We start from the raw sequence: 16,205 nt of genomic DNA, 5'->3' as shown, positions 1-16,205 counted from the left end.
TTATTCATTATTCTTTTAACAAACAAAAAACTTTCTATTTAAAAAAGATAAATAATTTTTATTAATTGCATTTATATAATTTTAATATTAGCTCCTAATTTGTTTAATTTATTCGGAAATGAATCGTATCCTCTAATAAGATGATCAGCTTGATTAACTATAGTGACACCTATAGAGATACATCCTGCTAATACTAATGTTGCTGCAGCTCTCAAATCGCTACAAGAAACATTTGCAGAAGATAATGTAGGGACTCCATGACAAACAATAGTATTACTATTTTGAATTTTTATTTTAGCTCCCATATGAATTAATTCTGAAGTATAAAGAAAACGATTTTCAAATATAGTTTCAGTTATAGTGCTCATTCCTTTAGAGATTATATTTAATAAAGTGAATTGAGCTTGCATATCTGTTGGAAACCCTGGATAGGGTGAAGTAGAAATATTTAAGGATTTTGGTCTTTTCCCTCTCATATCTAATTTAATCCAGTCTTTTCCTGTTTTAATCTTGGCGCCAGTTTTACCTAATTTTGAAAGTACATTTTTTAAATGTTTAGGTTCAGTTTTATGGCAAGTAATATAACCTTTTGATATTGCTGCAGCTACTAAAAAAGTACCTGTTTCAATTCTATCAGGAATTACTTTATGATTACCGCCGTTTAGTTTCAGTACACCTGTAATAAATATTTTGTGAGTACCTGCTCCAATAATATTTGCACCTAAAGTATTTAAAAATTTTGCTATATCAATAATTTCTGGTTCACATGCTGCATTATCAATAATTGTTAAACCTTGAGCTAAAGTTGCAGCACTCATAATTGTAATAGTAGCACCAACGCTGATCTTTTCCATTAAAATATATTTACCTTTTAGACGTCCCTTTACAAAAGCGTTAATGCAATCATTTTTTAAATTAATTGTCGCGCCTAATTTTATCAATCCATTTAAGTGTAAATCTATAGGTCTACTACCTATTTTACATCCTCCAGGAAGAAATATTTGAGCTTTTCCAAACCTTGCTAAAAGGGGAGCTAATATCCAAATAGATGCTCTTATTTTTTTAATTAAGTCATATGGAGTAGAGAATACGTTTATTCTACTAGTGTCAATAGATAATGTTTTTTTATATGCTATTTTTGCACCTAAATATACAAGTAATCTCAGTGCTATATTAATATCTGTCAAATTTGGAACATTACTTATTTTAATTTTTTCTTCTGTTAGTATCGTCATAAATAAAATTGGTAATGCAGCATTTTTAGAACCGGAAATAACAACACTACCATATAAATTTTTATTACCTTCGATGCATAATTTATTCATTTATTAAGAAATCTCTGTTTTTATTGATATGAAAATTTTTTTTATTTTATGCATGATAAGAATTATCTATACTTGTATTATTTTTATCCCATTCTTCATCTGTATAAGAAATTATAGATATAGCATGAAGATTTTTTTCTGTAATCATATTTATTAAAGGTTTATAAACTATTTGTTGTCTTTTTACTTGACTCATTTCTTTAAATATATTTCCTATCGCTATTATTTTAATATGATTGTTATCTCCTGTGATATAGGCTTGTGTTAAATTTAATTCTTTCATAAGTAGCAATTTGATATTTTGATTATTCATTTTTTAATATACTTTTAATTTAATATTGAAATAATTTTAAAATTTTAAAAAATTAATGATTTTTTCATAAAGAATATTATTCATTGATTTAAATTAAGGATATAAAAATATATAACTAAATTTTTAAAATTTTGATAAATTCTATTTTTTACTTTAAAATGTATATGTTTTTAATATTTTAAATACCTTATTTTAGTTTATTTTTAATGTATATATCATTTTTTATAAAAAAATGATTTAATTTTATATAATGATAATTTTTTGTTCTAATTTTCATATAAAATTTTATAAGAGATGCAAATTAAAATTTTTAATCATTTTAAATTTTATTACAAATACAATATTTGAAAAATTAAACTATATTTTTTATTAAAAAATATAATTTAAAATTTTAACATTTTTTTAAATTTTAAAAAATATTTTTATATTATAAATGAAATTATTTTTATAATATGAAATAAAAAAATAATGGAGTGTTTATATATGGTTAATTTAATTCCTATGACTGTAAGAGGTGCAGAAAAACTTCGTGAAGAACTTCAGAAATTAAAAAATATAAAACGTCCTCGTATTATTACTGCAATAGCAGAGGCAAGAGAACATGGTGATTTAAAAGAAAATGCCGAATATCATTCTGCTCGTGAAGAACAAAGTTTTTGTGAAGGACGTATCAAAGAAATTGAAGCAAAATTATCTAATTCTCAAATTATAGATGTAACAAAATTAACGAATAATGGAAGAGTAATTTTTGGTTCTACTATTACAATTTTAAATATGAAAAATAAAGAAAAATTTACTTATCAAATTGTTGGTGATGATGAATCTGATTTTAAAAAAAATTTAATTTCTATTAATTCTCCAATAGCAAGAGGTTTAATTGGAAAAAGAAATGATGCTATTGTAACTATATCTACACCAGGTGGTGAAGTCGAATATAAAATTCTAAAGATCGATTATATATAGTTGGTTTTATTATAACTTAAAAGTGTGTTTTTCAAATAAATTTTACAATTATAATAATATGATTTCTCGAAAAAAATCAAAAAGTTCTAATCGTTGGTTATTAGAACATTTTCAAGATCAATATGTTCAGAAAGCAAGAGAAAATAAAATACGTTCAAGGGCTTGGTTTAAATTAGAAGAACTAGATCAAACTAATAAAATATTTAAAACTGGGATGAATGTAATTGATTTAGGTGCAGCTCCTGGAAGCTGGTCACAATATGCAATTCAGAAAATAGGTAAAACAGGACGTATCATAGCTTGTGACATCTTGCCTATTAAACCAATCATAGGTGTTGATTTTTTTCAAGGAGATTTTCGTGATCAACATGTATTAAATCTCATGTTAAATTCTTTAAATAGTACTAAATTTCATTTAGTTATGTCAGATATGGCTCCTAATATAACAGGAAATTTTTCTATTGATATGCCACGAATTATTGATTTATCTAAATTAGCATTAAAAATATCAAATTATGTTTTATCTAAAAATGGTATTTTGTTATTGAAATCATTTCAAGGAGAAGGTTTTAATGAATTTTATAAAAAAATTAAAATATTATTTACACAAGTTAAAATTTGTAAACCTAAAACTTCTCGATCAAGATCTCGAGAAATATTCATTTTAGCAACCAGATAAACATTATAGTAGTCTGTGTTATTTTTAAATATTATAGATCCAATGAGAGGTTGTTCCCTTGAGTGACATGGTTAAAAACCTGATCTTCTGGTTAGTTATCACAGTGGTATTAATGTCTATTTTTCAAAATTTTAACACTAGTGATGTAAACAATCATAGAGTTGATTATTCCACTTTTTTATCAGAAGTTAACCAAGATCAAATTCGTGAAACATACATTAACGGACGTATGATCAGTGTTACTAAAAAAGATAGCAGTAAATACATCACCTATATTCCTGTAAATGATCCTAAACTGTTAGACAATCTTTTGACAAAAAACGTTAAAATTATCGGTGCAGTTCCTGAGGAACCCAGTCTTCTTATTTCTATATTTATTTCTTGGTTTCCTATGTTACTCTTAATTGGGGTATGGATTTTTTTTATGAGACAAATGCAAATGGGTGGTGGAAAAGGTGCAATGTCATTTGGTAAAAGTAAAGCACGTATGCTATCAGAAGATCAAATTCAAACTACTTTTGCAGACGTTGCAGGATGTGACGAAGCAAAAGAAGAAGTAAGTGAATTAGTTGAATATCTTAAGGAGCCTAGTCGTTTTCAAAAATTAGGAGGAAAAATTCCAAAAGGTGTATTAATGGTTGGTCCACCTGGCACTGGTAAAACATTACTTGCAAAAGCAATAGCTGGAGAAGCTAAAGTGCCTTTTTTCACAATTTCTGGTTCTGATTTTGTCGAAATGTTTGTTGGAGTAGGTGCTTCTAGAGTAAGAGACATGTTTGAACATTCAAGAAAATCTGCACCGTGTATAATATTTATTGATGAAATTGATGCAGTAGGTCGTCAAAGAGGAGCTGGACTAGGTGGTGGACATGACGAAAGAGAACAAACACTTAATCAAATGTTAGTAGAAATGGATGGTTTCGATGGAAATGAAGGTATTATTTTAATAGCTGCTACTAATAGACCAGATGTTTTAGATCCTGCTTTATTACGTCCGGGTCGATTTGATCGTCAAGTTATTGTAGCACTTCCTGATATTCGTGGACGAGAACAAATTTTAAAAGTACATATGAGAAAAGTGCCTTTATCAAAAGATGTAGATCCTATGATTATCGCGCGTGGTACACCTGGTTTTTCAGGTGCAGATTTAGCTAATTTAGTGAATGAAGCTGCTCTTTTTGCTGCTAGACTTAATAATCGTGTTGTGTCTATGCTAGAATTTGAACGAGCAAAAGATAAAATGATGATGGGTTCAGAGCGTAAATCAATGGTGATGAGTGATTTTCAAAAAGAATCTACTGCATATCATGAAGCTGGTCATGTGATTATTGGAAGATTAGTACCTGATCATGATCCTGCGCATAAAGTTACAATTATTCCTAGAGGAAGAGCTTTAGGTGTTACATTTTTTTTACCAGAATCTGATACATTAAGTATCAGTCGTCAGAAACTAGAAAGTCAAATATCGACTTTATATGGTGGTCGTCTAGCAGAAGAAATTATTTATGGTCCTAAAAATGTTTCTACTGGTGCTTGTAATGATATTAAAGTTGCTACTAATTTAGCACGAAATATGGTAACTCAATGGGGTTTCTCAGATAAGTTAGGACCTTTATTATATGCTGAAGAAGAAGAAGAAGTATTTTTGGGTCGTTCGGTAGCTAAAGCAAAACATATGTCTGATGAAACAGCTAGAATTATTGATGAAGAAGTTAAATTATTAATTGAAGCTAATTATAGTAGAGCTCGAAATATTTTAAATGCAAACATTGATGTATTACATGCTATGAAAGATGCTTTAATTAAATATGAAACTATTGATGCTTTTCAAATTGATGACTTAATGGAAAGACGAGAAGTACGAAAACCGAAGGGGTGGGTAGAAACAGATATAAAAAAATAATTTATTCTGTGTAAAATTAATTAATTTAATATGTATTAAAATAAGATGAAGTAATAAAAAAATTATAACTTCATCTTATTTTTTAATGGAAGATAAAAGTTATGATATTTATTACAAATTTAATTATTTTAAAATAGTACAGGAATAAAATTATTATGCATGATTTGCAATATTTTAAAACAGATGGCATCCGTGGTAAAGTAGGTAAAAAACCTATAACACCAGAGTTTTTTTTAAAATTAGGATGGTCTATTGGAACAGTTTTAGGTAAAAATAAAACAAAAAAAATTATTATAGGAAGAGATACTCGTATTTCTGGTACTATGTTACAGTCTGCTTTAGAGTATGGGATTTTATCAACAGGAACATCTACTTTATTAGCTGATTGTGTTCCTACTTCAGCAATTGCATATTTTACAAGATTTTTAAATGCATCAGCGGGTATTGTAATTTCAGGTTCTCATAATCTTTTTGACGATAATGGAATAAAAGTTTTCTATAAACATGGGATTAAATTAGACAAAGAAATTGAGTGTTCTATTGAAAAAAATATTAAAAAAAATGTTTTTTTTTCTAATTTTATTCATTTTGGCCTTTCTCATCAAATGATTGATGCTGAAAAAAAATATATTAATTTTTGTATAAATACTTTTCCTAAAAATTTAAATTTATCTAAACTGACTATTGTTTTAGATTGTGCTAATGGTGCTACTTATCGTGTAGCACCTAAAATTTTTAGAAATTTAGGTGCAAAAATAATTAATTTTTCAATTAATCCTAATGGAGTAAATATTAATAAAAATTCAGGATCTACGAATGTTTTAAAATTAAAAAAAAAAGTTTTATTAGAAAAAGCAGATATAGGTTTGGCATTTGATGGAGATGGAGATCGTGTGATTATGATCGATCATTTAGGTCATGAAATAGATGGCGATCAAATTATTTATATTATTGCGAAAGAATATTTAAAAAATAGAATGTTAAATGGTGGTGTCGTAGGTACGTTAATGACTAATATGGGAGTAGTTTTAAGTTTAAAAAAACTTGGGATTCCTTTTTTCGCTGCACCAATAGGAGATAGTAATGTATATAGAAAAATTCAAGAAAAAAAATGGATACTCGGAGCAGAAAAATCAGGTCATGTTATATTATCAGATAAACATTCTACAGGTGATGGTATCATAGCAAGTTTACAAGTTTTATTAAGTATGATTAATAATAATAAAACTTTGTATCAATTATCTAAAGAAGTAAAATTATTTCCTCAAATATTATTAAATGTTTTTTCTAAAAAAGAGATAAATTTAGCAGAAGATTTAACTATACAAAACATTCTTGCTAAATCTAAATCCATTTTAGGTCAAAATAGTCGTATTTTACTTCGTAAATCAGGTACAGAATCTTGTATTCGCATTATGGTGGAAGGTAAAAATTTTTTAAAGGTTCATAAATTAGCACATGATATTGCAAAAACTATTGAATTACTTTAATTTATATTTTCTATATTAAGTATTCTTTTCAAAACCTATTATAAAATAAATTATTTTTATTAAAAAAATATAAGTGGTCATAATACATCGATGTTATAGTAATAAAATTAGATGATATTATTTTGAATAATTTTATTTCTTTTACTATTAAATAGATAATTTATATCTAAATAATTTATATATAAATTATTTATGAAAAAATAGATTATAAATAGTTCATATTTTATAAAAAAAGGAAATAATTTTTTATGTATTTATTTTTTTTATTTTTTTTTATTTTCATTTCTATTTTTTTAATTTTTTTTATTTTATTACAGCCAAGAAAAGGATTTAATAATACGTTGAATTTTAATAGTAAAAATAATATTAAATTCTTCAGTGGCATTGGAACTAATAATTTTGTAACTAATATTATTGGAATTTTTTCCTTTTTGTTTCTACTGATTAGTATTATTTTATGTAATATTAATAATAGAAAAATGGAACCAGATTTTTTATGGGAAGATCATACAAAAAATATTATAGCAAAAAAACCTATATTAGATAAAAAATTGTTTCATTCTGATATACCGCATTAATTTTTTATCATTCTTATATTAATTGTATATTAAGTTAATTGTGATTTTAAGAATAAATATAATATACCGAGGTGGTGAAACTGGTAGACACGCTATCTTGAGGGGATAGTGCCAAATAGGCATATGGGTTCAATTCCCATCCTCGGTACTATTTTTTTATTTAAAAGATTTAGATTTATCATCATTACTATATATATAGGGTAATATTGCCTAAAACCCCGAATTTTCGGGGTTTTTTATTAGAAAATTTATTTTAATTTATGTAAAATTAATATTTCTTAAAATATTAAATAATTAATTATTTAATTTAAAAATTAATTTTTTGTAATGAATACATACAAAATAAGCTATTTATTGTTCATTTCAAAAATGTTTATTTTAAGGTACTCTAAGATGAATAAAGAAATCTTAGCTGTCGTAGAAGCTGTTTCTAATGAAAAGTCTCTCCCTCGTGAAAAAATTTTTGAAGCATTAGAAATCGCCTTAGCAACAGCCACTAAGAAAAAACATGAACAAGAAATTGATATTAGAGTTAGTATAAATCGAAAAACTGGAAATTTTACTACTTTTAGACGTTGGATGGTAGTGGATACAGTGACTCAACCCACTAGAGAAATTACTTTAGAAGCAGCTTGTTTTGAAGGTGAAAAAGTTCAGATTAACGATTATATAGAAGATCAGATAGAATCTGTAAATTTTGATAGAATAACTACTCAAACTGCAAAACAAGTAATTGTACAAAAAGTACGAGAAGCAGAAAGAGCAATGTTAGTTAATCAATTTCGAAAATATATTGGTCAGATAATTACTGGCATAGTTAAGAAAATTCATCGAGATAATTTAACTTTAGATTTAGGCAATAATGCTGAAGCATTAATTTTACGTGAAGGTATGTTGCCGAGAGAAAACTTTCGTCCTGGTGATCGTATTCGCGGGATTCTATACGGTGTATATCCTGAATCTCGTGGCGCTCAGTTATTTATTAGTCGCTCTAAAACAGAAATGTTAATTGAGTTATTCAGGATAGAAGTTCCTGAAATTGGAGAAGAAGTCATTGAAATTAAAGCAGCTGCCCGTGATCCAGGTTCTCGAGCAAAAATTGCAGTAAAAACTAATGATAAGCGCATTGATCCAGTAGGTGCATGTGTAGGAATGAGAGGAGCTCGTGTACAAGCAGTATCAAGCGAATTATGTGGTGAACGAATTGATATTATTTTATGGGATGATAATCCTGCTCAGTTTGTTATTAACGCAATGGCTCCAGCAGATGTAGCTTCTATTGTAGTAGATGAAGATCATCACACTATGGATATAGCTGTAGAATCCGGAAATTTAGCACAAGCTATCGGTCGAAATGGGCAGAACGTTCGTTTGGCTTCTCAAATCAGTGGTTGGGAATTAAATGTCATGACTACAGAAGATCTGCATTCTAAACATCAAGAAGAAGCTCATGCAGCTTTTAATACTTTTAAAAAAAATTTAAATATTAGCGAAAAAATTATAAAAATTTTAGTAAAAGAAGGTTTTTCTTCTCTTGAAGAATTAGCTTATATACCATTTAATGAATTATTAGAAATTAATGATTTAAGTAAAGAAGAAGCAAAAATAGTACGTGAAGGTGCAAAAAATAAATTACGTATCATAGAATCAGAAAAAAAAATAGAATTAAAGATAAAAAAACAGAAAAAGATTTACTAAATATAAATGGTATGAATACAGTATTGGCTTTGCAATTAGCTGAAAAAAATATATTTACTTTAGCAGAATTAGCTGATCAAGGAATAGATGATTTAACTGATATTAAGAGTCTCAATTCTGAACAAGCTGGTTTATTAATTATGACTGCTCGTAATATCTGTTGGTTCGGTGGTAAAGTTTAATAATAGGAAGAAAAGGTATGACAGATATAAGTTTAAAATTTTTATCTAATGAAATAAAAATATCAATCAAAGAGTTGATAAAAGAATTATCTGATATCGGTATAGTAAAAAATGAAAAGGATCAAATTAATTTAATTGAAAAAAATAATTTATTAAAACATTTAGAATCTAAAAAAAAATCTTCTTTAGATACTTTAATTTTACAAAGGAAAACACGCAGTACTTTAAGCGTATCTACTACTAGTGGAAAAAATAAATCTATACAAGTAGAAGTACGTAAGAAAAGAACTTACATAAAAAATAATAAATTTGAAGCTGACTTTTCATCGAATATAACAAGTACTAATAAAATTCTAATAAAACAAGAGTATTCTTTAAAAAATTTACAAAAAAATAATATAAATACGTCTATAGAAAAAAATACTATAGACAAAAAACGTAAAAAAAATATTGAAAAATTAGATTTTAATAAAACAAATGTTGAATTTTTTAACTTTAAAAAAATTAATAAAGTAAAAAATTCTAAAATCTTAAATAAAGAAGAAAAAGACAAAAAAATAAAAAAAAATATAGAAAAAAATTTTATTGATATTAATGAAAAAAAAAGAACAAAAGAAAATATAGATACTAGAAAATCTTATAAAGAAGAAAAAAAAGATTATCATTTAACAACGTTTTTACATGCTCGACAAGCTGAAGATGATAATGATAGAGATATCGAAACTGATAAAAGAAATCATAACCGAGTTTTAAAAAATCATCGTCAGAAAAAAAGTAATAAAAATTTTTATAATAGTAAAAATAATAAAGAAGAAATACGTATTTCCAATCGTCAGAAAAAAAATCTGAAACAAAAAAACAAGCCTATTTTATTGCAACAAGTTTTTAAAAAACCCGATTCTATTGTTAATAGAGATATTATAATTAATGGAACTATTTCTGTATCTGATCTTTCTAATAAAATGGCTATAAAAAGTTCTGAAGTGATTAAAACTATGATGAAAATTGGTGTTATAGGTACTATTAATCATATCTTAGATCAGGATACAGCTCAGTTAATTGCAGAAGAAATGGGTCATAAAGTTACTTTGCATAGAGAAAATGAATTAGAAGAAATAATTATGCAAGATCGTGATATAGGTAATAATATTTTTACTGTAAGATCTCCAGTAGTTACTATAATGGGACATGTTGATCATGGTAAAACATCATTATTAGATTATATTCGTTCAACAAAAACCGCTTTTCATGAAGCTGGAGGAATTACACAGAATATTGGTGCATATCATGTGAAAACTGATTTAGGTTCTATTACTTTTTTAGATACACCAGGTCATTCAGCTTTTACTGCCATGAGATCTCGTGGAGTAAAAATAACTGATATTGTTGTTTTGGTTATAGCAGCAGATGATGGTGTTATGCCTCAAACGATTGAAGCGATTCAACATGCAAAAGAAGCTAATGTTCCAGTAATTGTAGCTATTAATAAAATTGATAAAATAGATTCTGATATTGATAAAGTAAAAAATGATTTAATGAAATATAATATTCTTTCAGAAGAATGGGGTGGTGAAAATATATTTGTATCTGTTTCTGCAAAAACAGGCAACGGTGTAGATCAACTATTAAATGCAATTTTACTTCAAGCAGAAATATTAGAATTAAAAGCAGTACCTACTGGTATGGCAGAAGGTGTCGTTATTGAATCATTTTTAGATAAGGGTCGTGGACCAATAGCTACTGTATTAATTCAAAAAGGTACTTTAAAAAAAGGAGATATAATACTATGTGGCTTTGAATATGGTCGTATTAAAGCTTTACGTGATCAAACAGGAAAGGAAGTCTTGTATGCAGGACCTGCTATGCCAGTAGAAGTTTTAGGACTATCTAAAGTTCCTTTTTCAGGAGATAACGTTACTGTAGTCCGTGATGAAAAAAAAGCAAAAGAAGTAGCTTCTTATAGAAAAGAAAAATTTCGTGAAAGAAAGTTATTAAATGAAAATAAAATAAATTTAGAAAATATGTTTGATAGTATGAGTAAAAATAATTTTTCTGAATTAAAGATCATTCTTAAATCTGATGTACAAGGTTCTTTAGAAGCAATTTCTGGAGCCTTATTAAAGCTTTCTACAAATGAAGTAAAAGTAAAAATAATAGGATTAGGTATCGGTGGTATTACAGAAACAGATGCTTCTTTAGCTATGGCTTCAAATGCTATTATTTTAGGATTTAATGTTAGAGCAGATGCTGCTGCCAAAAAAATAATTAATTCAGAACATTTAGATCTTCGTTATTATTCAGTTATTTATGATTTAATTAATGAAGTTAAATCTGCTATGACTGGTCTTTTATCACCTGAATATAAACAAAATATTATTGGATTAGCTGAAGTTAGAAATACTTTTAAATCTCCTAAATTTGGCTTGATTGCAGGTTGCATGGTTATTGAAGGGATAGTTAAACGTACTAATCCAATTCATATATTAAGAGATAATATAGTGATACATGAAGGTGAATTAGAATCGTTACGTCGTTTTAAAGAAGATGTTAATGAAATACGTAATGGATTAGAATGTGGTATTGGTATAAAAAATTATAACGATATACGCATCAAAGATATCATAGAAGTTTTCGAAGTAAAAGAAGTTAAAAGAATATTATAAATTTAAATGTATATTTATTTTAAAAAAAATAATTTGGTAATATCATTATGGAAAAATCTTTTAATCGATCTATTCGTATAGGACAAGAATTACAAAAAAAAATATCTGTTATTATACAATATTCAATGCAAGATCCACGCATCAAAAAAATGATAACAGTTTCTGAAGTTAAAATATCTAAAGATTTGTCCTATGCTCAAGTATTTGTAAGTTTTTTAGAAAATTTAAATCAACGCAATGTTGATAAAATATTAATAGTCTTAAATAACGCTTCTAGTTATATTCGAAAATTATTATGCAAAAAAATGAGACTAAGGATTATACCGAATATTATTTTTTATTATGATGATTCGTTTTTAAAAGGTAATCATATTTCTATGATATTGAATAAATTATCAAAAAAAAATGAGAATACACTATTTTATGAATGAAAAAAGGATTAATCAATGTTTTTTCATAAAAAACGCAATGTTCATGGGTTAATATTATTAGATAAACCTTCCGGTATGTCCTCTAATCAGGCTTTACAGAAAGTAAAATCTATTTTTAATGCAAAAAAAGCAGGATATATTGGAACTTTAGATCCTTTAGCAACTGGAATGTTACCTATTTGTTTTGGAGAATGTGCAAAATTTTCTAGTTATTTGACGGAATCTAATAAGCGTTACCATGTTATTGCTAAATTAGGAGAAAAAACATCTACATCTGATTCCTATGGAATAGTGATAGAAAAACGTCCTATTTTGTTTACTAATTTTCAGCTGAATGCATCTATAAAAGAACTTACTGGTTTAATTAATCAAATTCCTTCCATGTATTCAGCGATTAAATATAATGGTATTCCTTTATATAAATATGCGCGTCAAGGATTAAATATAAAACGTAAAATAAGAAAAGTAATGATATATAGTATTGATTCTGTTATTCAAAAAGATAATTTAATTGAATTTACAGTATTATGTTCAAAAGGCACATATATTAGAACTCTTATTGAAGATTTAGGGGAAAAATTAGGTTGTGGTGCTCATGTAATTTTTTTACGTCGTTTACAAGTTGCATCCTATAGTTATACGAAATTAGTCAAAATTACTGATTTATATAAATTGTTAAACAAAAATAATACTAAAAATATTAATTTTTTTCAAAAAATAGATAATTTATTAATGCCTATAGATAGTCCTGTATCTTTTTTACCAGAAGTATATCTTTCTTGTACAGAATCATATCATTTTAAACTTGGACAGATAGTAAATTATCAATCTAATATTAAAAATAGTTTGGTACGTGTAATAGAAAAAAAAGATAAAAAATTTATTGGATTAGGAAGAATTAATACAGAAGCATTATTAATACCATATCGATTAGTTTCTATATACTAATTAAGTTATTCACTATTAAATTTAAGATTAGCATGATATTATTTTTAAAATACTGAATTAGATTCTAAAATCAATAAAATATTGTTTTAAATATATGGAGTATTATATGTCCCTGTGTGCAATAGACACAAAAAATATTATTTTAAAATATGGTCAAAATAAACAAGATAGTGGAAAAACAGAAGTACAAATTGCATTACTAACAACTCAAATTAATCATCTTCAAGTACATTTTTCTCAACATAAAAAAGATCATTGTAGCCGTAGAGGTCTTTTAAATATGGTTTCAAAACGTCGTAAATTATTAGATTATTTAAAGAAAAAAAATATCTCTCGTTATACTATTTTAATTGAAGAATTACATTTAAGACGGTAAACAGTTCTTCTAAAAATATAGAATTTAAAAAAAATCTATATTTTCATAAAAAAATGAAGAAATATTACTTACAAAGGGCTTTTTTAGCCCTTTTTTTACAGTTTCATTTAAATTTTATAAACTAAATGTTATTAATACTATTAAAGTATTAATAAGGTAATTTCTATTTATTAAAAAAATTAGTTTTATGTTAAGGATATTATTTTGCTAAATCCAATTGTACGTAAATTTCAATATGGTCAATATACGATTACTTTAGAAACAGGTATAATGGCACGACAAGCGACAGCAGCTGTTATGGCAAGTATGGATGATACAGCAGTTTTTGTAACTGTTGTAGGGCAAAAAAAAATACATACAGGTCAAAAATTTTTTCCACTTACTGTTAATTATCAAGAACGTACATATGCTGCAGGTCGTATACCGGGGGGATTTTTTAGAAGAGAAGGACGTCCAAGTGAAAATGAAATATTAATAGCTCGTTTGATAGATAGACCTATTCGACCTCTATTTCCTAAAAATTTTTTGAATGAAGTTCAAATTATTGCAACAGTTGTATCAGTTAATCCTCAAATTAATCCTGATATAATTTCTATTATAGGCGCATCAGCAGCACTGAGTTTATCGGGTATTCCATTTTATGGTCCAGTAGGTGCTGCAAGAGTGGGTTATATTAATAATCAATACTTATTAAATCCTACAAGTGATGATATGAAAAATAGTTCTTTAGATTTAGTTGTTTCAGGAACTCAAAACGCTGTTCTTATGGTAGAAGCAGAATCAAAAATACTTAGTGAAGAAAAAATTCTTGAAGCTATTATTTTTGGTCATCAACAACAACAAGTAGTAATTAATAATATTCGTTCTTTATCAAATGAAGCTAGTAAATTACCTTGGACAACATCTTATCCAGATATAAATAAAGCATTAGAATTGAAAATTATCGAATTATCTGAAAAAGAAATAAGTTCTGCTTATTTAATTTTTAATAAACAAGAAAGATTTGATAGATTAAATTCTATTAAAGAAGAAATAATAAAAACATTTTCTGATAATAATTCGAATGTTTCTGTGTTAGAAATAGAAGCTATTTTTCAAAAAATTGAAAAAAAAATTGTGCGTAAACGTATATTAAATAATGAAACGCGAATTGATGGACGAGAAAAAGATATGATTCGTGCATTAGATGTGCGTACTGGTGTTTTACCTAGAACACATGGTTCTGCTTTATTTACTAGAGGAGAAACACAATCTTTAGTTGCAGTAACTTTAGGAACATCTCGAGATGCACAAAACTTAGATGAGTTATTAGGAGATAGAACAGATAATTTTTTATTTCATTATAATTTTCCTCCTTATTCTGTTGGAGAAATAGGAACAGTAGGATCACCAAAAAGACGTGAAATTGGACATGGTCGTCTTGCTAAAAGAAGTTTATTAGCTGTGATGCCAAAATTAGACGATTTTCCGTATACTATTAGAATAGTTTCTGAAATTACTGAATCAAATGGTTCGTCTTCCATGGCTTCTGTTTGTGGAGCTTCTTTAGCTTTAATGGATGCTGGTGTACCTATTAAATCTGCTGTTGCTGGTATATCGATGGGTTTAGTGAAAGAAGGAGAACAATATGTACTACTTTCAGATATTTTAGGGGATGAAGATCATTTAGGAGATATGGACTTTAAAGTTTCTGGAACAGATATAGGTATTACAGCATTACAAATGGATATGAAGATAGAGGGTATTACTAATGAAATTATACATACAGCTCTAAATGCAGCAAGATTAGCTCGATTACATATTTTAAATGTAATGAATCAAGCATTAAGTAAATCAAGAAATGAAATTTCTGAACTTGCTCCTCGTATCCATACCATTAAAATTAGTCCTGAAAAAATAAAGGATGTAATAGGTAAAGGAGGTTCTGTTATTAGAATGCTTACTGAAGAAACTGGTACTATAATTGAAATTGAAGATGATGGTACAGTTAAGATATCAGCTGCTGTTAGTGAAAAAGCAAAACATGCTATCCGCAGAATTGAAGAAATTACAGCAGAAATTGAAGTAGGAAAAATTTATTCAGGAAAAGTTACTCGTATTGTTGATTTTGGTGCTTTTGTTTCTATCGGTTTTGGAAAAGAAGGTTTAGTTCATATTTCACAAATTTCTGATAAACGAGTTGATAAAGTATCTGATCATTTAAAAATTGATCAAGTAATCTCTGTAAAAGTTTTAGAAATAGATCGTCAGGGTCGTTTGAGGTTAAGCATAAAAGAAATAGAAAATTCTATTATTTCTAATAAAATAATAAATCATGATATTATCTGATATAATTATTTTAAATTAATTAAATTTAAAAAATTATCTTAACCAGAGTAAAATTCTTAAAAAACATTTTTTAATAAAATATAGCTTTATATCTTTTCAAATAGTACCATGGAAATAGAAATTATATAAAATTTAATTCATCTTATTTTTGAAAAATTATATTAATCTAGAATAGATATATAATTTTTTTAAAAAATAAAATTCAATAAGTTGCTAATGTTATTTTTTGAAATAAATCATATATATCTAAAAAATCATTAGCAATAATTAATAAATATAACTATTAATTTTTTATAAAATTCAATTTTTTTATTTATTAAATCACTTA

At 26.5% G+C, this 16,205-nt stretch carries 12 protein-coding genes, 1 tRNA gene and 1 pseudogene; 12 read left to right on the top strand and 2 right to left on the bottom strand.

Annotation, left to right across the window (positions count from 1 at the left end; genetic code table 11):
- Window positions 1-71: 71 nt before the first annotated feature.
- Both murA and BUMPG002_RS01950 read right to left on the bottom strand, forming a co-directional pair.
- Window positions 72-1,325, bottom strand: coding sequence for a UDP-N-acetylglucosamine 1-carboxyvinyltransferase (murA, locus tag BUMPG002_RS01955; RefSeq protein WP_025369016.1), 1,254 nt, complete (start codon window positions 1,323-1,325; stop codon window positions 72-74).
- Between the two features lie 46 nt (window positions 1,326-1,371).
- Complete coding sequence (locus tag BUMPG002_RS01950) at window positions 1,372-1,638, bottom strand: BolA family protein (protein ID WP_025369015.1); 267 nt, start codon at window positions 1,636-1,638, stop codon at window positions 1,372-1,374.
- 483 nt (window positions 1,639-2,121) lie between these two features.
- Here BUMPG002_RS01950 and greA point away from each other — a divergent pair, with 483 nt between their 5' ends.
- From greA to pnp, 12 genes and pseudogenes are all read left to right on the top strand, one after another.
- Entirely contained in the window at window positions 2,122-2,601 is a 480-nt protein-coding gene (greA, locus tag BUMPG002_RS01945; RefSeq protein WP_025369014.1) for a transcription elongation factor GreA, read from the top strand.
- A 58-nt stretch (window positions 2,602-2,659) separates the two neighbouring features.
- Window positions 2,660-3,280 (top strand): 23S rRNA (uridine(2552)-2'-O)-methyltransferase RlmE, encoded by a 621-nt coding sequence (gene rlmE / locus BUMPG002_RS01940; protein WP_025369013.1) that lies wholly within the window; start codon window positions 2,660-2,662, stop codon window positions 3,278-3,280.
- Between the two features lie 67 nt (window positions 3,281-3,347).
- Window positions 3,348-5,183: an ATP-dependent zinc metalloprotease FtsH gene (ftsH, locus tag BUMPG002_RS01935; RefSeq protein WP_025369012.1), complete on the top strand. Its 1,836-nt coding sequence runs from the start codon at window positions 3,348-3,350 to the stop codon at window positions 5,181-5,183.
- A 155-nt stretch (window positions 5,184-5,338) separates the two neighbouring features.
- A complete protein-coding gene (glmM, locus tag BUMPG002_RS01930; RefSeq protein ID WP_025369011.1) occupies window positions 5,339-6,673 on the top strand; it encodes a phosphoglucosamine mutase in 1,335 nt (444 codons plus the stop codon).
- Window positions 6,674-6,921: 248 nt separating this feature from the next.
- Window positions 6,922-7,251, top strand: coding sequence for a preprotein translocase subunit SecG (gene secG, locus BUMPG002_RS01925; protein WP_025369010.1), 330 nt, complete (start codon window positions 6,922-6,924; stop codon window positions 7,249-7,251).
- A gap of 65 nt (window positions 7,252-7,316) precedes the next feature.
- Window positions 7,317-7,399: transfer RNA gene (locus tag BUMPG002_RS03255), tRNA-Leu, on the top strand.
- A gap of 245 nt (window positions 7,400-7,644) precedes the next feature.
- Window positions 7,645-9,131, top strand: a pseudogene (gene nusA, locus BUMPG002_RS01920) (transcription termination factor NusA).
- Between the two features lie 17 nt (window positions 9,132-9,148).
- A complete protein-coding gene (infB, locus tag BUMPG002_RS01915; RefSeq protein WP_025369008.1) occupies window positions 9,149-11,794 on the top strand; it encodes a translation initiation factor IF-2 in 2,646 nt (881 codons plus the stop codon).
- A 47-nt stretch (window positions 11,795-11,841) separates the two neighbouring features.
- Window positions 11,842-12,225, top strand: coding sequence for a 30S ribosome-binding factor RbfA (gene rbfA / locus BUMPG002_RS01910; protein ID WP_025369007.1), 384 nt, complete (start codon window positions 11,842-11,844; stop codon window positions 12,223-12,225).
- Window positions 12,226-12,240: 15 nt separating this feature from the next.
- On the top strand, window positions 12,241-13,173 hold the full coding sequence (gene truB / locus BUMPG002_RS01905) for a tRNA pseudouridine(55) synthase TruB (RefSeq protein WP_025369006.1): 933 nt from the start codon (window positions 12,241-12,243) through the stop codon (window positions 13,171-13,173).
- A 106-nt stretch (window positions 13,174-13,279) separates the two neighbouring features.
- The gene (gene rpsO, locus BUMPG002_RS01900; RefSeq protein ID WP_025369005.1) at window positions 13,280-13,549 is read left to right on the top strand and encodes a 30S ribosomal protein S15; all 270 of its coding nucleotides are present in this window, start codon (window positions 13,280-13,282) and stop codon (window positions 13,547-13,549) included.
- A 204-nt stretch (window positions 13,550-13,753) separates the two neighbouring features.
- Window positions 13,754-15,877, top strand: coding sequence for a polyribonucleotide nucleotidyltransferase (pnp, locus tag BUMPG002_RS01895; protein WP_025369004.1), 2,124 nt, complete (start codon window positions 13,754-13,756; stop codon window positions 15,875-15,877).
- The last annotated feature ends 328 nt before the right edge of the window (window positions 15,878-16,205 follow it).

Source organism: Buchnera aphidicola str. G002 (Myzus persicae) (genome assembly GCF_000521565.1).
GTDB classification, from domain to species: domain Bacteria; phylum Pseudomonadota; class Gammaproteobacteria; order Enterobacterales; family Enterobacteriaceae; genus Buchnera; species Buchnera aphidicola_C.
This window is presented reverse-complemented; position numbering and strand designations above follow the sequence as displayed.

Bases quoted from the DNA above. Each gene is read 5' to 3' on its own strand.
- murA (WP_025369016.1), bottom strand. From the start codon at position 1,325: ATGAATAAATTATGCATCGAAGGTAATAAAAATTTATATGGTAGTGTT.
- rbfA (WP_025369007.1), top strand. From the start codon at position 11,842: ATGGAAAAATCTTTTAATCGATCTATTCGTATAGGACAAGAATTACAA.
- rlmE (WP_025369013.1), top strand. From the start codon at position 2,660: ATGATTTCTCGAAAAAAATCAAAAAGTTCTAATCGTTGGTTATTAGAA.
- BUMPG002_RS01950 (WP_025369015.1), bottom strand. From the start codon at position 1,638: ATGAATAATCAAAATATCAAATTGCTACTTATGAAAGAATTAAATTTA.
- ftsH (WP_025369012.1), top strand. From the start codon at position 3,348: ATGGTTAAAAACCTGATCTTCTGGTTAGTTATCACAGTGGTATTAATG.
- greA (WP_025369014.1), top strand. From the start codon at position 2,122: ATGGTTAATTTAATTCCTATGACTGTAAGAGGTGCAGAAAAACTTCGT.
- truB (WP_025369006.1), top strand. From the start codon at position 12,241: ATGTTTTTTCATAAAAAACGCAATGTTCATGGGTTAATATTATTAGAT.
- secG (WP_025369010.1), top strand. From the start codon at position 6,922: ATGTATTTATTTTTTTTATTTTTTTTTATTTTCATTTCTATTTTTTTA.
- rpsO (WP_025369005.1), top strand. From the start codon at position 13,280: ATGTCCCTGTGTGCAATAGACACAAAAAATATTATTTTAAAATATGGT.
- infB (WP_025369008.1), top strand. From the start codon at position 9,149: ATGACAGATATAAGTTTAAAATTTTTATCTAATGAAATAAAAATATCA.
- glmM (WP_025369011.1), top strand. From the start codon at position 5,339: ATGCATGATTTGCAATATTTTAAAACAGATGGCATCCGTGGTAAAGTA.